This is a genomic window from Aureimonas sp. AU40 (assembly GCF_001463785.1).
GTDB lineage: Bacteria > Pseudomonadota > Alphaproteobacteria > Rhizobiales > Rhizobiaceae > Aureimonas.
In genome coordinates this window covers 491,235-510,568 of record NZ_BBWL01000041.1, presented here as the reverse complement: position 1 = coordinate 510,568, position 19,334 = coordinate 491,235, and the positions used below count along the sequence as shown (strand labels likewise).

Genomic DNA, 19,334 nt, shown 5'->3' with positions numbered 1-19,334 from the left:
AGGGACGTGAGACATGGCAGATGGCGAGTTGGCCTCGAAACGCGAACCGACCACGGTCGTCTCGCCCAATATCGGCTTGGTCAACAAGCAGACCATACAGGTCGGCCCTCGTTGGGCCGTCATCGGAATCTTCCTGATCCTCTTGTTTGGCGCGCTTTACCTGTCGCGCGACTTCGTGCTGCCGGTCGTCTTCGCGCTGCTCTTCATGCTGGTGCTGAGCCCGATCGTTCGCGTCGCCAAGCGTCGATTGGGTCTTTGGGAGCCTTTCACCGCCGGCCTTCTCGTGTTCGGCACGTCACTGCTGATCCTGGGCTCCTTCTATGCCTTCAGTGGCCCGATCGCGCAGATAGCCGAGAACACCCCGCGCTACGTGGAGGCGGTGAACCGCGAAGTCTCCGTGCTGCGCGAACGCTTCATGACGGTGCGCGAAGCCGGCCAACAGGCGAAGGAGGCGACGGCCAATGGCGGTGGCGCGACGCCGCCCGAAGACGTGGTGATCAGCGGACCCTCCCTCTTGGGCAACATGGCGGCCATCGTTCCGCGCATCGGTGCCAGCATCGGCTTCGCGCTGATCTTCCTGTTCTTCCTTCTCTCCTCCGGCAGTCTCTTCTATCGAAAGACGATCGAGACCTTTTCGAGCCTTTCCGACAAGAAGCGCGCGCTGTCGATCGCCTTCGAGATCGAGACGGAACTCTCGCGCTACCTCTTCGCGATCACGGCTATCAATCTATGCCTCGGCCTTGCCATCGGCTCGGCCATGGCTTTGGTCGGCCTGCCTATGCCGGCGGTCTTCGGTGCCCTGGCGTTCGTCCTGAACTTCATCCCCTATCTCGGCGCCATCATCGGCATCGGCCTTGTGGGCATGGTGGGGCTGACGGAGTTCGGCACCTTCCCCGAGGCGATCTTTCCGCCTTTGCTCTATCTCGCGATCACCTCCGTCGAGGGGCAGTTCATCACGCCGATCCTCGTCGGACGCCGGCTGCGCATGAACGCAGCGGCGGTCTTTCTTTCGGTCGCCTTCTGGGGCTGGATCTGGGGCGTCACCGGCATGTTCCTCGCTGTGCCGCTGATGGTCTGCATCAAGATCATCGCCAGCTATTTCGACTCGCTGCATTCCTTCGTCGGTTTTCTGGCGGCCGACGAAGCCGACGAGCCGGCATCGCCTCCGACCTGACTCTCTCGGGGCGTCACGAGAAAGTGCCGGGCGCTTGCGCGTCCGGCCATTCTTCGTTCCAAGCCAATGGTGCCGCGTCAGCGACTGGCGGAGGCCACCGGCTTCACCAGCGAGGTGATACGGCGCAGGGTAACGCGCCGGTTCTCGCGATTGGGCTCCTGCGTCGCGACCTTCAGGTTCTCCTCGCCATAGCCTTGCGTGACGAGATTTTCCGCCGGGATGTCGAAATAGGAGGTCAGCGCGCCCGCGACGGATTCGGCCCGCCGGTCGGACAAAGCGAGATTAGCAACGTTGCTGCCGACCGCGTCCGTGTGCCCTTCCAGAAGGAAGACCTCGCCCGGATTCTCGTCGATCACCCGCTTCACCGCATCCGCCAGGGCCTGAAGATTGCGAACCTGCGTCTGGTCGATGTCGGCGGAGCCGAAGGCGAAGTTGATCGTGTTCAGATCGATCCGCCGAACCTTGTCGCGGATGCGCGTCGAGCGGCGCACCTCGTCCACCGAATAGATCCGCTCCACCGTTTCGACCGGCGGCGCGACGATGGTCTGGTAGTAGAGGTCCTCGTCCGGCCGCGAGACATCGACGATGTAGCGATCACGCGGGATAGTGAGCTCCAGCGGCGGGAGATCGGCTCCGGCGTCCTCGTAATAATCCGGCCGGTTCGTATCCTCGGCATAGGGGTCGTAGAACAGAACCACCTCGCGCCCGTCCGGCATGATCTTCGATCGCTGGATCACGTCGCCATACTCGTTCTCGACCGTGACCACCTCGACCCCGTTCGGGCGGCGGATCGTCTGGCGCGTCAGTCCACGCGGCAACTGCTCGAAGCGAACGTCCTGCGAGCCTTCCGTCAGTCGCTGGTTGTCGTCCGAGCGAATGAAGTAGGCCGCAAGTCCGCCGGCCGCGGCTCCCGCGACGCCGGCGCCCACGAGTGAGAGAATATCGCGGTTCCCCACACGCTGGACCACTTCCACGTTGGGCGGCAGCGTGGGCGGCGGCGGAGCCTGGATCGCCTGACCCTCGACTTGGCGAACCGGGGGAATCTCGACTGGCTGCGTCAGCTGCTGGACGCGCGCGTCGCTCTGTCCGACGCCCCCTTGCGGGACCGGCGCGGTCTGCACATCCGCCGGGACGGGGCGCGGCGGCTCGGCTGGAGGAGGCGGAGCGGAGGCCTGCGGCGAACTCGGCGGCGCGGCGCCTTCAGGAGAAGGCGCGGCGGTGGGCGTCTGTCCCACAGGCGCACCTGGCGCGACGGGCGGTGTGGTTTCACCGGGGGCCGGAACAAGCGGTGCCGGCGGCGTGCCAGGTGCGACGGGCGCTGCGTTCGGCGCGACCGGTGGTGCGGCCGGGCTCGTCGGAGCGGTGGGCGCGGCCTCAGGCGTGGCGCGCGCCGCTGGATCCTCGGCAGGCCGGGCCGGCTCGCTGCCGGGCTGCGGGGGCGCAGGCGGAACCGGGGCGTTCGCGGGAGGGGCGGGCGGCGGCGCGGCAGGCGCGGCGTTCGGCTCCGGTGTCGCCGGAGCCTGCGGAGGCGGAGCATCGGGAGCGGCGGGGGGTGCAGCGCGCTGAGCCGGCTCTGCTGTAGGTGCGGGAGGCGTAGGTTCTGGCGCCGCGGGCGGTGGGGACCTCGGATTGGGCGCCGGCGCCGCGTCGTTCAGCGTTCCCTCGTCGGTCGGCAGCTTGTTTCGATCGCCCTCCGGGGCGTTGACCGGAGCACCCGTGTCCGGCGCAGCCGGTGCGGCAGGCGTGGACGGGCCGCCGGGCTGCGGCGCGTTCGGCGCCGAGGGCGCCGGTGGCTCGTCGGCCGGCGCGGGCGCTGGCTCTTCCGCAGGAGCTGGTGCGGGCTCGGCCGGGGGCGGACGAACAGGCTCGGACTCCGGTCGCGGTGCCGGCGCATCGGGAGCCGGCGCATCGGGAGCCGGAGGGGCGGTCTCGGGAGGAGATTGGTCGGCGGGTGCCGGGATTTCCGGCGGTGCGCCATCGACCGGAGGCGGCGGCGGTTGTTGGGCCAGCGCGGCCAAGGGGCCGATTAGGGCAGTGGAGGCGGCGAGCGCCGTGATGGCCAGAAGTCGCCCGGCGCGTACGAAGTTCGGCATGTCATACCTTTCCATCTGTCCCTTGCAGACCGTGGCGGTCGGCAGCCTCCGAGAGGAAACGCACCGAGCCGCATCGCCATTTGACGGGCGAGACACAGAGGAAAGCAGGTAGGTCGGAGCGGGATGAAGGGAATGCTCGGGTCTGGCCGGGGCTGCGACCTCGCGCTTGCGTGATCGCCGAAGCGTCGCCGGCGCGACGCAGGCCGGTTTCTCTGCGAGACCGGCCGTTACGCCAGCGGCGCCGCGCGCCAGTCGTAGAGCCATGCCAAATCTCCGCGCATGGCTCGCTCGGACCGCAGCGCCATCGCGGCATTGCGCACGAGGCTGGCGGGCCAACCCAGATGATAGACGAAGCGATGGAAGCGCACCCGCTTCAACACCTGCTCGATGCGCGGCCGCCGCGTGTCGAGATAGGCGCCGATCGCCCGATCGATGTCGGCTTGCGTCGCCAGCGAAGCGGCGAGCACCCAGGCGTCTTCCAGAGCCATCGCCGCACCCTGGGCGGCGAAGGGGAACATGGCATGCGCGGCATCCCCGACGAGGACGATGCGGCCGAAGGCTCGCATGCGTTCGTCGGGGTCCACCGTCAGCAGCGGCCAGCGACCGAGATAGGTGCCATGGCGGATGAAGCCGGCAAGGCGCGGGTTCCAGCCGTCACTTGAGGGGGTCTGCTCGCTGCCTTGCCGCTCCACCAAAACCAGATTGCGCTCGCCCGAGCGGCGCATGGGATAGGAAACGGCATGCGAGCGAGGCGAAAGCCAAGCCTCGATCTCATCCCCCGGCGCATCGTTGAGAGAGAAACGATGGGCGACAAGGCCGCTATCTGTCGGTGGGGGGCAGGACAGAAGTCCGGCGGTCGCGGAATGGACGCCGTCGGCCCCCACCAGAAGCAAGGTATCGATGGTCTCGCTTGAACCATCCGAACGCGCGAAGCTCGCCCGCACGCCGCTCGGTCTGGTTTCGACCGCCTTCAAGCTCCGGCCGAGGCGTAGCTCAATACGGGGATCGACCTGAACCGCTTCCAGAAGAACGGATTGAAGATCGGCGCGATGCACAGCGAGATAGCCATCCGCCCCGGATTCGACGGGAACACGCGCGAGCAGACGATCCGACGCGCCGTCCCTCAGCGCGACAGTGCGCGCAGCGAAGGCGTTCTCGCGAAGCGAGGCGAGAACGCCCAAGCGATCGAGAACGCTCAGCGCATTGGCGGAAAGCTGCAGGCCAGCGCCGACCGGGTCCAGTCGATCCGACCGCTCGCAGACCACCGAACGAAACCCGGCCTTGGAGAATGCGAGAGCAGAGGCGAGGCCGGCTATGCCGGCACCCACGATCAGAAGCGGCCGGTCGTCCCGGTCCGGTGTGTTCACTGGAAAGCCGTCAAGCGGCCTTGTCGTGATAGGCGCAACCGACGGGCAGCGTTTCGTCGCGCTTCAGGGCCGGATTGTAGCGATAAAGCGTCGAGCAGTACGGGCAGACCTTCTCCCCCTCGTCGCCCATGTCGAGGTAGACATGCGGATGATCGAAGGGCGCGTCGGCACCGACGCACATGAATTCGGCGACGCCGATCTCGATCACGTCATACCCGGCGCTGTTCTGGAAATGGGGCGTGCCATAACCGGCCATGAAGCTCTCCGTTCGACCCTCGTCTGATTTGGCGCGTACTTTAATCGCCTCTGCCGAAAAAGAACAGGGTGGTCGCGCGGCTCGGATCGCGATAATCCCGCTCGCGCCGAACACGACGAAGGGGCTGAGATGGCTGAGTTCGAGAATGGTGGCTATCGCCTTCATTTCATCGACGAGGGAGACCGGGATGCGCCCGCGATTTTCCTCGTGCACGGCTTTGCCTCCAGTCTTCGTGTGAACTGGGTGGACCCGGGTTGGGTCAAGGCGCTGACCGACGCGGGATACCGGGCAGTGGCCTTCGACCATCGCGGTCACGGGCAGAGCGACAAGCCGCGTGAGGGTTCGGCCTACACGCCTGAAGCCATGGCGAGCGACGTGTTGGCGCTAGCCGACCATCTTCAGATCGAGACGGCCGCTCTCTTCGGCTATTCCATGGGCGCTCGCGTTTCGGCCTTCGCCGGACTTCGCTATCCCGACCGGTTTCCGCTTCTCGTCTTCGGAGGACTTGGTTCGGGCCTGGTGGACGGCGTGGGCGACTGGGACCCGATCGCCGAAGCGCTGCTCGCTCCCTCGCTCGACGACGTGTCGCACGAGCGCGGCCGGATGTTCCGCGCCTTCGCCGACCGAACCCGTAGCGACCGGCTGGCGCTCGCTGCCTGTATCGAGACATCCCGCAAGGAGTTGACGGCCGACGAGGTACGGCAGATTCGACAGCCGGTGCTGATCGGGGTCGGGACGAAGGACGACATCGCCGGTTCGCCAGAGGCCCTGGCGTCGCTTCTGCCGGCGGGCGAGGCCTTCGACATTCCCGGCCGCGACCATATGCTGGCGGTGGGGGACCGCTTGTTCAAGGCGAAGGTTCTGGAATTTCTGGATGTCCACCGGGCGTTGATCGCGCGCTGAAGGGCGCGCGTTGGAAGCTGCGCCGATTTAGGTTAAGCCCAAGCGCTGGCAACGGCGCGGCGCCGACTTACCTTCGAAGCAGATTGGCCTTCGAAGCAGGCCGGTCGGCTCATATGCCGCGACGAACACGAGACGAAAGCGACAGGACGATGACTGTGATTCCCGCTAGCTTTGCGGATCGTCTTCACTCGGTCGATCCGATCTGGGCTCGCATGCGAGAGGAAGCGCATCGCGCAGCCGAGCGCGAGCCGGCGCTCAGCGGTTTCCTTTACGCGGCGGTCCTGAACCAGCGCTCGCTGGAGACCGCCGTCGCCCACCGCGTCGCGCAGCGGCTTGACCATCCCAACGTGCCGGCCTCCCATATCGAGCAGGGCTTCGCCGATATGGCAGTGGCCAGTTCCGACTGGGCCGGCCAGGTGCGCACGGACCTGCAAGCCGTGTTCGACCGCGACCCCGCCTGCGAGCGCTACATCGAGCCGCTTCTGTTCTTCAAAGGCTTTCAGGCGATCCAGACGCATCGTCTCGCGCACTGGCTTTGGAATGCGGGCCGGGCGGATTTCGCGCTTTACCTTCAGTCTCAATCTTCCTCGGTCTTTCAGACCGATATCCACCCGGCCGCGCGCATGGGCAAGGGCATCTTCCTCGACCACGCGACCGGCCTCGTGGTCGGAATGACTGCGGCGGTCGGCGACAATGTCTCGATCCTTCAGGACGTGACGCTCGGCGGGACGGGCAAGGAGTTCGGCGACCGCCATCCCAAGATCGGCTCCGGCGTGCTGATCGGGGCGGGCGCAAAAATCCTCGGCAACATCCATGTCGGCGCCTGCTCGAAGATCGCGTCGGGCTCGGTCGTTCTCAAGGACGTACTGCCCAATTCCACGGTCGCCGGCATTCCCGCCAAGATCGTCGGCACCTCGGGCTGCGCGGAGCCTGCCAGCGCCATGGATCAGAATTTCAGCCGCGGGGATTGATCTCTCGATCCACGCGAGTCCCGCAACGGCCGCATGGCCCACACCAGCCAGGCTCGGCCGATCCCGCCGCCGGCCAAGCTTCTCAAGGAGCCCTCGACTTGAAACCAGACGAAATCCGCAAACTCGAAGCCTTCTTCAAGCGCACCTTCAAAGGCGTCGACTTGAAGGTACGCCCGATGCCGAAGCGGAACGACACGGCCGAAGTCTATCTCGACGACGAGTTCGTGGGGACGCTCGGCAAGGACACGGACGAGGGTGAGTTGTCCTATCACTTCACGATGACGATCCTCGACATCGACCTCGACTAAACGACCAAAGGCCGGCTTCGAAGCCGGCCTTTGTTTTCGGACCTCCGAACTTCTAGCGCACGCTGCCGACCAGCATGTCGCGGCCGTCGTCGATCGAAACCCACTTGGACGAGTCCTGCTCGGCCTGGCGCTTGAGATACTGGTAGGGCGTCAGCGTCCAGTCGAGGACGCGCTGGTCGAGATTGTCGAGCACCATGTCGCCTCGGTCCGTGCGCAGCGTCAGCACGGCATGACCTTCGCCATTGCGCTGGCGCACCACCGTCATCAGCAGCGCCGACCGGGGAAAGCCCTCGCGCTCCAGCATGTACTGCTTCAAGAGCGCGAAGTCCTCGCAATCGCCTTCCGTGGTCGGATAGGCCCAGCGTTCCGGCACCCCGTAGATTTCCTGATCCGTGCGAGCGGTGATGCCGTTGTTCACCGCCGCGTTGATTTCGACGATCGTCGCCCAGGTCCGGTCCGTCAGGCGGATCGGCCGGACGTCGGCGTTGCGGCCGCACTCGGCCGGGTAGGTCTTGCAGAAGTCGAAATGGCCGACCGGCTGAGACGTCGCACCACGCGTCACCATGGTGGCTTCCGCGGAAGGCAGGGATGCGAACATCGCTGCGACCATGAGAGGCAGGGTGAGAAGACGACGAAACGAGGTGAACACGGCGGATCTCCCAACAACTTGGGACGACCATCGCAGTTCGGATTGACGGAATACGAAAGTGGAATCGGCGAATTTTACTCGTTCGAGCGGCCAGAAAGTAAGACTTCAGCCAATTCGAAAAATAGAGAACAGTATGAAATTTGTCTTGTCTACGTTCAACTTTCGCTAGGGATAAAGCTTTGCGGTCACGAAGGTGAAGACGAGCCCGCGCTCATCCGTCGCCTCGCCGGGGCGCGGTCTGTCCAACGTTAACGATTGATCGGGTTGCGCGTTAACACCTCTGAACGGGTGGGCGCTCCGCATGGCACGCGCGCTAACCGGTGCGCGCGAGCCGTCCGCATCGGGTCAAGCTTCCGGGCTTAAGAAACGGCGGAACAGCGCCACGTCCCTTTTTCGAGTTTTCCACAAGCGAATGCGATTTCGGACCCTCGACGGGCATCCGTGATCCGAAAAGCGGACCCGACGGCCCGGTCCAGGCCGTCGAACGCCGGGCGTCAGCGGAAGGATTCGTTGAGCGTTTCCGCCGTCTGGAGCGTCGAGAACTCGATGGCCAAACCGTCTTCGAGCTGACGGACGACGCGCCCCTGCATCGTGCCGAGCGTCACCTTCGAGCCGTTGGCCGGGCGAACCGCGCAGGCGATGGCAGCGCCCGACAGCGACAAGTCGATGATGCGCACCTGATACCGGCGCCCGTCTTCCAGCACCATCTCGATGATGGGGTTGCGCGGCTGGATGCGCTCGTGACGGCGATCCTCCGGCAGCGAGAGTTCATGGCGATTGGCGAGCCAGGTTAGCTGCGCCGCGAGCTTCTCGCGCTTGCGATCGGTCGCTTGAATCTGCAACGCGAAGCCGCCCGCAAACGCCCTCACGACCGATCCCTCGATGCGGCCGATATGGTCGGCATAAAGAATGATCCGCTCGTTCGAGCGCGGCTCGACGGCCGAGATCACCGCGATGCCGCCCGGACTCACATTGTCGATGCGGCAGGGATACTCTTCCTGACTCTCGCGCATGAAGCGGCCGAGGAGATCGACCTTCACCCGCTTGAAGTGGCGACGGTCTTCCGAAACGAGCGGGATCGCGGGCAGGGGGCTCAGCATGGGTGATCGAGGCCATTGTATCAGCGTGGTGAAGGAAGCCTAACTAGAAAGCGTTAAGAGCCCGTTCGACCCGGCGCCGATATCGATCGGTCTGGTCCACGCTCCTTGGCCCACCGCAAGCGGAAAGCCGCTCACGCAATGGAATTCCGGCATGGCGCGTTGGCCGTGCCTTGCAGCCCCGGGCATTTGCCTTCATCCGGGCGCGCATTAGAACAAGCGCCGATAGAAGGAGTGTCGCGTGTCTCTCGATCCAGCCTCGATGCACGGCGAGAGCCGCCCGCCGCGCCCCGTTGCACCCATCAACGTTCCGGCGGTGGTGCTGGCTCTGATCGCGATCTTCGGCGCGACGCATTGGCTGCGCACCAGCGTCCTATCGCAGGACGAGGACGTTTGGACCCTTCTGAACTTCGCACTCATCCCCGGCTGCTATCGCGATCTCGATCCCGTGTGTCAGTTGCGCGAGACGTGGGCGGGCTGGGTCTCGCCGGTCGGCCACGCTTTCCTGCATGGGGACTGGACGCATTTCGCCACCAACGCCGTCTGGCTGCTGGCCTTCGGCACGCCCGTCGCGCGGCGGCTGGGCGGGCTGCGCTTTCTCGGCTTTTCCGCAGTGGGCGCGCTAGCGGGGGCCGGATTTTTCTACCTTCTCAACCCGACGCTGGTTCAGCCGATGATCGGAGCATCCGGGGTCGTGTCCGCCCTGATGGGCGGCGCGGCGCGTTTCGCCTTGGGCGCTATGGGCCGGCTGACATCGGGCGAGGTCGCACATGCGCCCTTGATGAGCATCGGCGCCAGCCTGTCGGACCGGACGATCCTGTTCTTCATCCTCATCTTCTTCGGCACCAACCTGCTGCTTGGTTCGGGCGGCGCGGCGATCTTCGGCGAAGGGGGGGCCATCGCCTGGGAAGCGCATGTCGGCGGCTTCCTGTTCGGCTTCCTGTGTTTCGCCTTCTTCGATCCGCGCCGGCAACGGCCGATCGAGGCCATCTGAGGGTTCCGTAGCGGTAGAGCTTGCGCGCCACCGATTCTGCCTCCACGATGCGTCGTCTAAGGAAGGGAGGTCCTGATGACGGTGCAACTCATTCTCGAGAGCAAGGGGCGGGACGTCGCGACGGTCGATCCCGCGCAGTCCGTGGCGGATGTGATCGAGGCGCTTCACACGCGCCGGATCGGCGCGCTTCTGGCGCTCGACGCGGACAATCGATTGCTGGGGATCGTGTCGGAGCGCGATGTGGTTCGCCTCCTGGCCGAGCAGGGCGCGAACGCGCTCGCGCGCAGCGTCGGCGAGGTGATGACCCGGAGCCTCGTGACGATAGCGGAAGAGGCAACGATCGACGAGGCGATGGGTCTGATGACTCAAGGCCGCTTCCGCCATCTGCCCGTGGTGCGGGATGGGCGCTGTGTTGGCATCGTGTCGATCGGCGATATCGTGAAGCGTCGGATTCAGGACGCCGAGCGAGAGGCGGAAGATCTGAAGACCTACATCCACGCCGGGGGTTAGACCGACCTACCGGTTCGGCAGGGAGTGGCAGAGCCGTTCGATCTCGGCCATTCCCCGCATCGTCTCCTCGTATCCGAAGGCGATGCATTCGCGGGCGCGGAAGAATTCCGACAGGCCGATCTCGCGAACGCGCGGATGCACGGTGTAGTCCGGCGGATCGCCGGCCAGCCGCGAGCGGGAGATCCGGTCCTGGATGATGTTGAACGCATCCACCACCGAGCGGCCGATGCCGATCCTGTCCGGCTGTCGAGGCGGCTTCGGGTCGGTGCCGAGCAGCGGATCGTTGCGATTGGCCTCGTTCGTCCGGTCGGGCGCGGTGGTTTCGGCGGTCATGCGCAGCACGGCGGCGCGGCCGAACAGGTCGTAGTGGAGATTCACCGCCACCACCAAGGGCTCTTCCAGCGCGCGGCAGACCGAGACCGGTACGGGATTGACCAGCGCGCCGTCGAGAAGTCGGCGCCCGTTGCATTCGACCGAAGGGAAAACACCGGGCAGAGCGTAGGACGCGCGCATCGCCAGAACCAGCGAACCCGAATCCAGCCAGACCTCATGACCACTGCGGGCCTCGGTCGCGACGCAAACCAGCGGCCGGCTGAGATCCTCGATCCGCATGTCGGAGAGCTCGGCCGCGAGGCGGCGATGCAGCCGTGCGCCGCCGATCAAGCCGCCGCCCCCCCAGCGAATGTCGAAGAAGCGCATCATGCCGCGCCGCGTGAGCGACAGGGCGAACTGCTCCAGCTCGTTGAGCCGGCCCGCGAGATAGCAGCCGCCCACGAGAGCTCCGATCGAGGTACCGGCGATCATGGTGATGGGAATGTCGGCCTCGGTCAGCGCGCGAATGACGCCGATATGCGCCCAGCCGCGCGCCGCGCCGCCGCCGAGCGCCAGGGCGACCCCGCGCTTGACGGGCGGGGTCGGCTTTTCCTCGCGATGGTTCGCCTCGTCTCGGCCCGAGCCGGACGGATGAGAATTTCGCCTGAAAACCAGATCGAGCATCCGCCGGCTCTCCCATCGTCGTTCGGCTCAGATCGAGAGCTTACCCGACGACCGCTTTCCGGTTTCCTCACCGGCGCGGTTAACACATGGTCAACTATGCTGCGATGCAGCGCGCCGTTCGATCTCTATCAAAGCAGGATGACCGTTTGAAGGATCGATCCGGCGATAGAAGCAGGTGGTCCGGCCGGTATGGCAGGTGTCCTCGGGCTTGGCGACATCCACCTTCAGCCAGATGGCGTCCTGGTCGCAGTCGACCCGCGCTTCGCGCACGGTCTGAAGGGCGCCGGAGGTTTCGCCCTTCTTCCAAAGGCTCTGGCGGGAGCGACTGTAATAATGGGCGATCCCGGTCTTGAGCGTCAGGTCGAGCGCCTCGGCGTTCATATGCGCGACCATCAGTAGTTCGCCCGAACTGGCATCGGTCACGACGGCGGTGACGAGCCCGGCCGCGTCGAAGCGCGGCGCGAGAACGCTGCCTTCCTCCAGCTCCGCCTTGCTCGGGGCCGTTGCGAAGGGAGCGGCCGGCGTCATTTCACGCCAACCATGGCGAGGAACCGCGCCTGCTCGCTCTTGTCCTCGCGGAACGCGCCGTAGAATGAGGTGGTGAGCGTCGTGGAGCCTTTGGTGCGGATACCACGCATGGACATGCACATGTGCTCGGCTTCCAGCATGACCGCCACGCCGCGCGCGTTCAGCGCGCCGTCGATGACGCCGGCGATCTGCTCGGTCAGCGCTTCCTGCGTCTGCAGACGCCGGGCATAGACGTCGATGATGCGCGGGATCTTGGACAGGCCGACCACGCGGCCGCCGCTTGGCAGGTAGGCGACATGCGCCTTGCCGATGATCGGCACCATGTGGTGCTCGCAATGAGAGGTGAAGTCGATGTTCTTCAGAAGCACCATGTCGTCATAGCCCGCAACCTCCTCGAAGGTGCGGTTCAGAATGGCGGCCGGTTCCTGGTTGTAGCCCGAGAACAGTTCCTCATAGGCCTTGACCACCCGGCGGGGCGTGTCGATCAGCCCCTCGCGCGACGGGTCCTCGCCGATCCAGCGCAGGAGCGTCTCGACGGCGGCCTCGGCCTCTTCCCGCGACGGGCGCTTGGTCTCGTCCGGCTGCATGGTCTGACTGGTCTTTCTGACGCTCGCGTCCATCATCTCATCCCGAACTCAAGATCTCGGGCGTGGCTTCGCCTCGCTGCAAAACCACCATGACCCAAGCCGACGTCAAACCGCTTGATGTTGCAAAGCATCAAAGGCGTCAAGCAAAGACATACCTTGCAACCCGGCGCGGCTTCCGATCGCCCATTCGCGCTCCTATATGTCGATTGTCCGGCGCGGTTGAAAGTGCCTTGGCCGGAACGGTGCTTCCACGGGGCGGCGATGATCGACGATCTCTACAATGAGCGAATCCTCGAATTCGCCGGCAATATCTCGCATCTCGGACGGTTGGATACGCCGGACGGGACGGCGACGGCCCATTCCAAGCTCTGCGGCTCCACCGTCACGGTGGACCTCAAGTTGACCGACGGTCTCGTCTCGGACTTCGCGCAAGAGGTTCGCGCCTGCGCCCTCGGCCAAGCCTCATCCTCCATGATGGCCCGGCACATCGTCGGCGCGAGCGCGGAGGAGTTGCGCGCGCTGCGCCAGACCGTGACGCGCATGTTGAAGGAGGGTGGTGCGCCGCCCGAAGGGCGCTTTTCCGACATGCGCTATCTCGAACCCGTTCGCGAGCACAAAGCCCGCCATGCCTCGACGCTCCTGACCTTCGACGCGGTAGAGGCCGCGTTGGAGAAGGCCGAAGCGGGCGGGGACAAGGCCAACAAGGCGAGCGCCGCCGCGTGAGCGCAGCCGGGCGCAACTATGCCGGTCCCTGGCGCCGGACGCCGGGCCGCCTGTTCGGCACCGGCTTCATCCGGCTTTATCAGATCGTCTTCTCGCCGCTGGTGGGCGGACATTGCCGCCATATCCCGACCTGTTCGGAATATGGCTTTGAGGCCATCGCGCGCCATGGACTGTGGCGCGGCGGCTGGCTGACGGCGCGCCGCGTCGCGCGTTGCGGCCCGTTCGGCTGCGCCGGGCACGACCCCGTTCCCGACTGAACGCTGCGCGGCACCGCCAGACGAAGCTCGGCGCAAGCTGGAGATAAGGCTTGGCGCTTGCGCGCCTGCGGCCCCACGCCTAGAAGCCGGGGCCTTGCAGCCCGTATCGAGGCTGCGTCCATCGATCGAAAAGCTTTCCCGCATGGTAGGCGGGGGTGAGCGGAAAGGACAGACATGATCGACGTCACGTTTCCCGACGGTTCCGTGCGGACCTACGAGCCCGAGACGACTGGCGCGGGTATCGCCGCCGGCATCTCGAAGTCGCTCGCCAAGAAGGCCATCGCCTACGCGCTCGACGGCGAGCTGCGCGACTTGTCCGAGCCGGTTGGCCGGGCCGGGCGCCTCGAAATCGTCACCCGCGAGGACGATCGCGCGCTGGAGCTGATCCGCCACGACGCGGCCCATGTCATGGCCGAGGCGGTGCAGGAGCTTTGGCCGGGAACGCAGGTCACGATCGGTCCGGTGATCGAGAACGGTTTCTACTACGACTTCGCCAAGGAGACGCCCTTCACGCCCGACGACCTGCCGGTCATCGAAAAGAAGATGCTGGAGATCATCCGGCGCAACGCGCCCTTCACGCGCGAGGTTTGGTCGCGCGACGAGGCGCGCCGCGTGTTCGGCGAGAAGGGCGAGACCTACAAGGTCCAGCTGGTGGACGCGATCCCCGAGGGCCAGGATCTCAAGATCTATCGCCAGGGCGAGTGGTTCGATCTCTGCCGTGGCCCGCACATGGCCTCCACGGGCCAAATCGGCGAGGCGTTCAAGCTGATGAAAGTGGCCGGCGCCTATTGGCGCGGCGATTCCAACAATCCGATGCTGACTCGCATCTACGGCACGGCCTGGCGCACGGCCGACGAGCTGAAATCCTACCTCACGATGCTGGAAGAGGCGGAGAAGCGCGACCATCGCCGGCTCGGCCGCGAGATGGACCTGTTCCATTTCCAGGAGGAAGGGCCGGGCGTCGTGTTCTGGCACCCGAAGGGCTGGTCGCTGTTTCAGGATCTCGTCGCCTATATGCGCCGACGCCTGCGCGGCGACTATGCCGAGGTGAACGCGCCGCAGGTGCTCGACAAGTCGCTGTGGGAGACGTCGGGTCACTGGGGCTGGTACCGCGAGAACATGTTCCAGGTTCAGTCGGCGGGCGACGAGGCGGAGGACAAGCGCGTCTTCGCCCTCAAGCCCATGAACTGCCCGGGCCATGTCATGATCTTCAAGCATGGCTTGAAGTCCTACCGCGAACTGCCGATCCGCTATGCCGAATTCGGCACGGTGCATCGCTACGAGCCCTCCGGCGCCATGCACGGGCTGATGCGCGTTCGCGGCTTCACGCAGGACGACGCGCATATCTTCTGCACCGACGAGCAGATGGAAGCGGAGTGCCTGAAGATCAACGACCTGATCCTCTCGGTCTATCGCGACTTCGGCTTCGAGGAGATCATGGTCAAGCTCTCGACGCGGCCGGAAAAGCGCGTCGGCACGGACGAGATGTGGGACCGCGCCGAGACCGTGATGCGCGACGTGCTGAAGACGATCGAGTCCCAGTCCGGCGGCCGGATCAAAACGGGCATCAACGAAGGCGAGGGCGCGTTTTACGGTCCGAAATTCGAGTATACGTTGAAGGACGCGATCGGCCGCGAATGGCAGTGCGGCACGACGCAGGTGGACTTCAACCTGCCCGAGCGCTTCGGCGCCTTCTACATCGACTCCAACTCCGACAAGCGCCCGCCGGTGATGATCCATCGCGCCATCTGCGGCTCGATGGAGCGTTTCCTCGGCATCCTGATCGAGAATTTCGCCGGCCATTTCCCTCTCTGGATGGCGCCGACGCAGGTCGTGGTCGCGACGATCACCTCCGAGGCGGACGAGTATGCGAGCGAGGTCGCGCGCGATCTTCGGGCCGCGGGCCTGCGGGTGGAGAGCGATCTTCGCAACGAGAAGATCAACTACAAGGTCCGCGAGCACTCGCTGGCCAAGGTCCCGGTCATTCTCGTCTGCGGCAAGCGCGAAGCGGAAGAGCGGTCGGTGAACCTGCGCCGTCTCGGCTCGCGCGATCAGGAGGCAATGAGCTTCGACGCCGCCAAGGCGCTGCTGCTGGACGAGGCCGTGGCGCCGGATCTCAAGCCCACGGCCGCCGCGCAGGCAGCCTGACAAACGAAGGGCGGTCCGCGGGGGCCGCCCTTTTTCGTCGCGCGTCAGTCGCCCGTGCCGACATCCGGGCTGTTGGGATCGACCAGATCGCTGGTCAACACTTCCACATCGGCATCCTCGCCGCTGACGACGCGGAACTGGCGCTGGAAGATGCGCTCCTTGTTCCGGGCCACGATCACGTAGTCGCCCTCCGCAAGGACCATGGAGGGAAAGGCGCCGACGCTTTCCTGAATCAGGTCGCCCTGCGTCGAGGTGATCGACCAGGCCGTGTCGGCCAGCGCCTCGCCGCCATGCTCGCGCACCAGCTTCATCGTCAGCTGCGCGCCGCGTTGCTTCATCACCGCATCCGTGATGCGACCGGACTCGACGCGCACCTCGGCCCGCGCCACGGCGTTCACGTCCCCATAGCGCGAGACGACGTGATAGTTGCCGGAGTTGAGGCGCACCACGACGCCGGGCGGAACGTCGGAGGCAACGAGCCGGCGATCGCGCTCCTCGGTCGCCTCGCTGAAAATATCGAAGTGAACGCGCTCCTTCGGCAGGCTGGCCGTGTCGGAGGCCTTGGCGACGAGGCGCAGGCCGCCCGCGTCGATTGCCACGGTCTCGTGCGTCTCGCGCCCATTGAAGTCGATCCGCTTCGTCATGCCCGCGCGGCCATAGCCGACATGCAGGAGATAGGCGCCTGGCGGCACGTCGAATACGGCCTCGCTGCCCTTGGCCACCGCAATCACCGGCAGCTTTCCGTCGCCGCCGGGCGCCGGCGCGAAGAGGCGCCAGACGAGGTCGGACGGGATGGCCGGCCCGTCCTTGCCGAGCGTCGCGCGCAGCGTCAGCGCGTTGGGCGGGCGGACAATGTCGAGATGCGGCTGGGGCTGCGGCGCGAAAGCGGGAATGGCGGGCAGCTTCAGGTCCGGACCCTGGATCTTGGGCAAGGGCTCGGGAAGTGCAATCGGATCCAGGCGCTTCAGGCCGCGCGCGGAGGGAATGCCGAGATCGACGGCGGCTGGATCCTGCGGGATGGCGGACGGCGAGGCATAGGCACCGGGCGCCTCCAGCGCGTCATGCCCGCCGCCGGGAGGGGCGCCCTGCTGGGCAGACGCGGGAATCGCGATCAAAGACAGGAGGCAGGTCGAGACGATCCCCACGATCGGGCGCATGGTCCATCTCCCCTTTTTGCATTTCAGAAGTGCCGTCTTGAACGGCAAGGCATAGACCATTTCAAGGCCAATTGGCGACAGCGCATGGTTCGATCCGCAATCCGGTTTGCAAACGGCGGGAATTTTCTTAGCTCTCATGCGGCAACCACGAGGACCCGAATCCGTGATCGACGCGAAGACCCTGCTTGCGACCCGCCGCTCCGTTCCCATTCCCGCGCTTGTCGCGCCGGCGCCGGAAGGCGCCGAGCTCACCGAGATGCTGACGGAGGCGACCCGCGTTCCCGACCACGGCAAGCTGGCGCCCTGGCGCTTCATCCTGTTTCGCGGCGAGGCGGCGCTGGCGATCGGCGCCCGGCTTGCCGATCTTGCCGAGCGGCGCGAGGGACAGGCTCTGAGCGAAGGACGCCGGACCTACGAGGAAGCGCGCTTCACCCGCGCGCCGCTGGTGGTGGGTGTCGTTTCGACCGCCAAGCCGCATTTCAAGATCCCCGAATGGGAGCAGGTGCTGTCGGCGGGCGCGGCTACGATGAATCTTATCCACGCCGCCCATGCGCGCGGCTATGGCGCGAACTGGATCACCGAATGGGTGGCCTATGACGAGAAGGCCAAGGCTCTGATGGGCATCGCTCCCGAGGAAAAGGTCGTCGGCTTCGTCTATATCGGAACGCCGGCCGAGCGGCCGAGCGACCGGCCACGGCCGGAGCTTTCCGCTGTGGTTTCGGAGGCGGCGGTTCCGGCTGGCGCGTGATGTTCTACGAGACAGCGGCGAACCGGCACGGCCTGCCCCACGATCCGTTCAAGGCCATCGTCGCGCCGCGACCGATCGGCTGGATCTCGACCCGGTCGAAGGAGGGCGCGGTGAATCTCGCGCCCTACAGTTTCTTCAACGCGATCGCGGACGATCCCAAGCTCGTCATGTTCTGCTCGTCCGGCATGAAGGACTCGGCAAGCTTCGCCATCGAAAGCGGGGAGTTCGTCGTGAACCTCGCCACGTTCGATCTGGCGGAGGCGCTCAATCGCTCCTCCGCGCCGGCCCCGCGCGGCGTCAGCGAGTTTGCCATCGCCGGGCTCACCGAAGCGCCATGCCGCCTCGTCGCCGCTCCGCGCGTGGCGGAGTCGCCGGCCGCCCTGGAATGCAAGGTCACCCAGTCCTTCCGGCCCATGGGGATCGACGGACCATCGCCTGTGGCCTTCATGGTCATCGGGCAGGTGGTGGGCATCCATATCGATGAGCGGATCCTGCGCGACGGATTGATCGCGATGGATCTGGCGCAGCCGCTGACGCGCCTCGGTTATCTCGACTATGCCGTGACGCGCGAGGTCTTCGCGATGAACCGGCCCAAACGTCCCGACGCCAGCGACCTCGACCCCCAAGCTTAGCAAGGGGTTCTTAAACGTGGTAAACGCTTCTTAAAGGATTGGCGGGCAGGAATAGGGCACATGCCCTTGCGTTCGAGGCCGATTCCCATGCTCGCTCATCACTTCGTCAAATGGTGTGAGACCGCCAACACGGTGGAGCGTTGCGCGGGTGTGGCTCTGCTGGCCGAAGCGGTGATCCACCGCAAGTTTCTGCCGAAGGAAACGCGCGAAGCGGAAGCAGCGCTTCTCTATGCGCTGGAGGACGTCTCGCCCCTCGTCCGGCGCACGATCGCCAATCTCGTCGCTTCGTCCGATCGCGTATCGCGCCAGCTCGTCTTAGGGCTCGCGCGGGATGTGAACGAGATCGCACTGCTCGTCGTCTCGCGCTCGCCCCTCCTGACCGGGCCGGATCTGGCCGAGCTTGCAATGGACGCGAGCGGCCCTGTTCGCGCCGCCATCGCGCGGCGGCCCCACCTGCCGTCTGACGCCTGCCATGCCATCGCCGCGCTGGAGGACCCGGATGCGGCCTTGGCGCTGGCCGGCAACAGACACGCCGAGATGACTGTCGAGACGCTTCGTCAGCTTGCAACGACGTTCGGCGGCGACGGGCGGGTGCGCGGGGCGCTTCTGGAACGCGACGACCTGCCGTCCGACATGCGCCATCGCCTCGTGCACGCCGTCGCCGAGCAATTGGGCCGCTCGCCCTTCCTCGCCGCCGTGCTGGGGGAAACCCGGAGCGAGCGCCTGCGCGAGGAGTTGCAGGAGCGCGCCCTGACCGCGATCGTCGACGAAGTATCGGCGGAAGGGCTCGAGGCATTCGTGGAGCATCTGCGCTCCGATGGCGCGTTGAACACGGCCCTGCTGCTCAAGGCGGTCTGCGCCGGGCGGATCGATCTCTTCTCCGCCGCCCTGGCGCGGCTGACCGGCTATCCCGAGCCGCGCGTGCGCGCCATCATCGCGGAGGCGCGCCAGCCCTCCTTCGCCGCGCTGGCCGCCAAGGCCGGACTGCCGCCCGTCGTCGTGCCGCTGCTCCTGGCCGCGACGCGCGTCTGGAAGGATGCCTCAATGATCGACGATCTCGACTCGGCCGACGTCACGGCCTCGGTCATGCAGAGGCTGCTCGGCCACCAGCGCCGGGAGGCGACTGCGGACCAGAAGGACCTCACCGAGCTTCTGGAGCGCCTGTCGAAGGACGCGCAGCGCACTACCGCTCGTCAGCGTATGCAGCGCTATCTCGCCGCCTGACGCAGTCCTGTC

20 protein-coding genes and 1 pseudogene are annotated in these 19,334 nt (G+C 66.0%); 12 read left to right on the top strand and 9 right to left on the bottom strand.

The window, feature by feature from the left end:
• Nucleotides 1–13: 13 nt before the first annotated feature.
• Nucleotides 14–1,174, top strand: a complete 1,161-nt coding sequence (locus AUL32_RS15930) for an AI-2E family transporter (protein WP_062116760.1) — start codon at nucleotides 14–16, stop codon at nucleotides 1,172–1,174.
• Between the two features lie 77 nt (nucleotides 1,175–1,251).
• On the opposite strand, the gene AUL32_RS15925 is transcribed toward AUL32_RS15930, so the two are convergent.
• From AUL32_RS15925 to AUL32_RS15915, 3 genes are all read right to left on the bottom strand, one after another.
• On the bottom strand, nucleotides 1,252–2,409 hold the full coding sequence (locus AUL32_RS15925; RefSeq protein WP_244497909.1) for an OmpA family protein: 1,158 nt from the start codon (nucleotides 2,407–2,409) through the stop codon (nucleotides 1,252–1,254).
• 1,085 nt (nucleotides 2,410–3,494) lie between these two features.
• Entirely contained in the window at nucleotides 3,495–4,634 is a 1,140-nt protein-coding gene (locus AUL32_RS15920) for an FAD-dependent monooxygenase (protein WP_062116755.1), read from the bottom strand.
• 10 nt (nucleotides 4,635–4,644) lie between these two features.
• Entirely contained in the window at nucleotides 4,645–4,890 is a 246-nt protein-coding gene (locus AUL32_RS15915) for a zinc-finger domain-containing protein (RefSeq protein ID WP_062116752.1), read from the bottom strand.
• A gap of 129 nt (nucleotides 4,891–5,019) precedes the next feature.
• Between AUL32_RS15915 and AUL32_RS15910 the strand changes: the two genes are divergently transcribed.
• From AUL32_RS15910 to AUL32_RS15900, 3 genes are all read left to right on the top strand, one after another.
• Nucleotides 5,020–5,793 carry an alpha/beta fold hydrolase gene (locus AUL32_RS15910; RefSeq protein WP_062116749.1) on the top strand — a complete coding sequence of 258 codons (774 nt, stop codon included), beginning with the start codon at nucleotides 5,020–5,022 and terminating at the stop codon, nucleotides 5,791–5,793.
• Nucleotides 5,794–5,942: 149 nt separating this feature from the next.
• Nucleotides 5,943–6,764, top strand: a complete 822-nt coding sequence (gene cysE, locus AUL32_RS15905; protein WP_062116746.1) for a serine O-acetyltransferase — start codon at nucleotides 5,943–5,945, stop codon at nucleotides 6,762–6,764.
• 98 nt (nucleotides 6,765–6,862) lie between these two features.
• Nucleotides 6,863–7,072 (top strand): DUF3126 family protein, encoded by a 210-nt coding sequence (locus AUL32_RS15900; RefSeq protein ID WP_061976032.1) that lies wholly within the window; start codon nucleotides 6,863–6,865, stop codon nucleotides 7,070–7,072.
• 52 nt (nucleotides 7,073–7,124) lie between these two features.
• Here the strand turns inward: AUL32_RS15900 and AUL32_RS15895 are convergent, their stop codons facing one another.
• Together AUL32_RS15895 and AUL32_RS15890 are read right to left on the bottom strand one after the other, a co-directional pair.
• Entirely contained in the window at nucleotides 7,125–7,682 is a 558-nt protein-coding gene (locus AUL32_RS15895) for a transglutaminase-like cysteine peptidase (RefSeq protein WP_062116928.1), read from the bottom strand.
• Nucleotides 7,683–8,215: 533 nt separating this feature from the next.
• Nucleotides 8,216–8,821: a PilZ domain-containing protein gene (locus AUL32_RS15890; protein ID WP_062116743.1), complete on the bottom strand. Its 606-nt coding sequence runs from the start codon at nucleotides 8,819–8,821 to the stop codon at nucleotides 8,216–8,218.
• Between the two features lie 238 nt (nucleotides 8,822–9,059).
• Here AUL32_RS15890 and AUL32_RS15885 point away from each other — a divergent pair, with 238 nt between their 5' ends.
• Both AUL32_RS15885 and AUL32_RS15880 read left to right on the top strand, forming a co-directional pair.
• The gene (locus AUL32_RS15885) at nucleotides 9,060–9,812 is read left to right on the top strand and encodes a rhomboid family intramembrane serine protease (protein WP_062116740.1); all 753 of its coding nucleotides are present in this window, start codon (nucleotides 9,060–9,062) and stop codon (nucleotides 9,810–9,812) included.
• A gap of 75 nt (nucleotides 9,813–9,887) precedes the next feature.
• The gene (locus tag AUL32_RS15880; RefSeq protein WP_062116737.1) at nucleotides 9,888–10,322 is read left to right on the top strand and encodes a CBS domain-containing protein; all 435 of its coding nucleotides are present in this window, start codon (nucleotides 9,888–9,890) and stop codon (nucleotides 10,320–10,322) included.
• 6 nt (nucleotides 10,323–10,328) lie between these two features.
• On the opposite strand, the gene AUL32_RS15875 is transcribed toward AUL32_RS15880, so the two are convergent.
• From AUL32_RS15875 to folE, 3 genes are all read right to left on the bottom strand, one after another.
• Complete coding sequence (locus AUL32_RS15875; RefSeq protein WP_062116734.1) at nucleotides 10,329–11,318, bottom strand: patatin-like phospholipase family protein; 990 nt, start codon at nucleotides 11,316–11,318, stop codon at nucleotides 10,329–10,331.
• 90 nt (nucleotides 11,319–11,408) lie between these two features.
• Entirely contained in the window at nucleotides 11,409–11,846 is a 438-nt protein-coding gene (gene hisI / locus AUL32_RS15870; RefSeq protein WP_062116731.1) for a phosphoribosyl-AMP cyclohydrolase, read from the bottom strand.
• Entirely contained in the window at nucleotides 11,843–12,466 is a 624-nt protein-coding gene (gene folE, locus AUL32_RS15865) for a GTP cyclohydrolase I FolE (RefSeq protein ID WP_061977784.1), read from the bottom strand. Before folE ends, hisI begins: the two co-directional genes overlap by 4 nt.
• A 228-nt stretch (nucleotides 12,467–12,694) precedes the next feature.
• Here folE and AUL32_RS15860 point away from each other — a divergent pair, with 228 nt between their 5' ends.
• From AUL32_RS15860 to thrS, 3 genes and pseudogenes are all read left to right on the top strand, one after another.
• Nucleotides 12,695–13,156 (top strand): iron-sulfur cluster assembly scaffold protein, encoded by a 462-nt coding sequence (locus AUL32_RS15860; RefSeq protein WP_062116728.1) that lies wholly within the window; start codon nucleotides 12,695–12,697, stop codon nucleotides 13,154–13,156.
• Nucleotides 13,153–13,410: pseudogene (gene yidD, locus AUL32_RS15855) on the top strand (membrane protein insertion efficiency factor YidD); the annotation flags it as partial. The gene AUL32_RS15860 and the pseudogene yidD, both read left to right, overlap by 4 nt.
• A 177-nt stretch (nucleotides 13,411–13,587) precedes the next feature.
• A complete protein-coding gene (gene thrS / locus AUL32_RS15850) occupies nucleotides 13,588–15,561 on the top strand; it encodes a threonine--tRNA ligase (protein WP_062116722.1) in 1,974 nt (657 codons plus the stop codon).
• A gap of 44 nt (nucleotides 15,562–15,605) precedes the next feature.
• Here thrS and AUL32_RS15845 read toward each other — a convergent pair whose 3' ends face one another.
• Entirely contained in the window at nucleotides 15,606–16,718 is a 1,113-nt protein-coding gene (locus AUL32_RS15845) for a hypothetical protein (RefSeq protein WP_244497905.1), read from the bottom strand.
• Nucleotides 16,719–16,881: 163 nt separating this feature from the next.
• Between AUL32_RS15845 and AUL32_RS15840 the strand changes: the two genes are divergently transcribed.
• From AUL32_RS15840 to AUL32_RS15830, 3 genes are all read left to right on the top strand, one after another.
• Nucleotides 16,882–17,466, top strand: coding sequence for a nitroreductase family protein (locus AUL32_RS15840; RefSeq protein ID WP_244497903.1), 585 nt, complete (start codon nucleotides 16,882–16,884; stop codon nucleotides 17,464–17,466).
• Complete coding sequence (locus tag AUL32_RS15835) at nucleotides 17,466–18,098, top strand: flavin reductase family protein (RefSeq protein ID WP_062116716.1); 633 nt, start codon at nucleotides 17,466–17,468, stop codon at nucleotides 18,096–18,098. The genes AUL32_RS15840 and AUL32_RS15835 overlap by 1 nt, the downstream gene beginning before the upstream one ends.
• 87 nt (nucleotides 18,099–18,185) lie before the next feature.
• Nucleotides 18,186–19,322 carry a DUF2336 domain-containing protein gene (locus tag AUL32_RS15830; RefSeq protein ID WP_062116712.1) on the top strand — a complete coding sequence of 379 codons (1,137 nt, stop codon included), beginning with the start codon at nucleotides 18,186–18,188 and terminating at the stop codon, nucleotides 19,320–19,322.
• Nucleotides 19,323–19,334 lie beyond the last annotated feature (12 nt).

What these genes read in the sequence shown, in the direction of transcription:
- AUL32_RS15930 (WP_062116760.1), top strand. Translation starts at nt 14, where the DNA reads ATGGCAGATGGCGAGTTGGCCTCGAAACGCGAACCGACCACGGTCGTC.
- AUL32_RS15915 (WP_062116752.1), bottom strand. Translation starts at nt 4,890, where the DNA reads ATGGCCGGTTATGGCACGCCCCATTTCCAGAACAGCGCCGGGTATGAC.
- AUL32_RS15910 (WP_062116749.1), top strand. Translation starts at nt 5,020, where the DNA reads ATGGCTGAGTTCGAGAATGGTGGCTATCGCCTTCATTTCATCGACGAG.
- cysE (WP_062116746.1), top strand. Translation starts at nt 5,943, where the DNA reads ATGACTGTGATTCCCGCTAGCTTTGCGGATCGTCTTCACTCGGTCGAT.
- AUL32_RS15895 (WP_062116928.1), bottom strand. Translation starts at nt 7,682, where the DNA reads ATGGTCGCAGCGATGTTCGCATCCCTGCCTTCCGCGGAAGCCACCATG.
- AUL32_RS15890 (WP_062116743.1), bottom strand. Translation starts at nt 8,821, where the DNA reads ATGCTGAGCCCCCTGCCCGCGATCCCGCTCGTTTCGGAAGACCGTCGC.
- AUL32_RS15880 (WP_062116737.1), top strand. Translation starts at nt 9,888, where the DNA reads ATGACGGTGCAACTCATTCTCGAGAGCAAGGGGCGGGACGTCGCGACG.
- AUL32_RS15875 (WP_062116734.1), bottom strand. Translation starts at nt 11,318, where the DNA reads ATGCTCGATCTGGTTTTCAGGCGAAATTCTCATCCGTCCGGCTCGGGC.
- hisI (WP_062116731.1), bottom strand. Translation starts at nt 11,846, where the DNA reads ATGACGCCGGCCGCTCCCTTCGCAACGGCCCCGAGCAAGGCGGAGCTG.
- folE (WP_061977784.1), bottom strand. Translation starts at nt 12,466, where the DNA reads ATGGACGCGAGCGTCAGAAAGACCAGTCAGACCATGCAGCCGGACGAG.
- AUL32_RS15860 (WP_062116728.1), top strand. Translation starts at nt 12,695, where the DNA reads ATGATCGACGATCTCTACAATGAGCGAATCCTCGAATTCGCCGGCAAT.
- thrS (WP_062116722.1), top strand. Translation starts at nt 13,588, where the DNA reads ATGATCGACGTCACGTTTCCCGACGGTTCCGTGCGGACCTACGAGCCC.
- AUL32_RS15845 (WP_244497905.1), bottom strand. Translation starts at nt 16,718, where the DNA reads ATGCGCCCGATCGTGGGGATCGTCTCGACCTGCCTCCTGTCTTTGATC.
- AUL32_RS15835 (WP_062116716.1), top strand. Translation starts at nt 17,466, where the DNA reads ATGTTCTACGAGACAGCGGCGAACCGGCACGGCCTGCCCCACGATCCG.
- AUL32_RS15830 (WP_062116712.1), top strand. Translation starts at nt 18,186, where the DNA reads ATGCTCGCTCATCACTTCGTCAAATGGTGTGAGACCGCCAACACGGTG.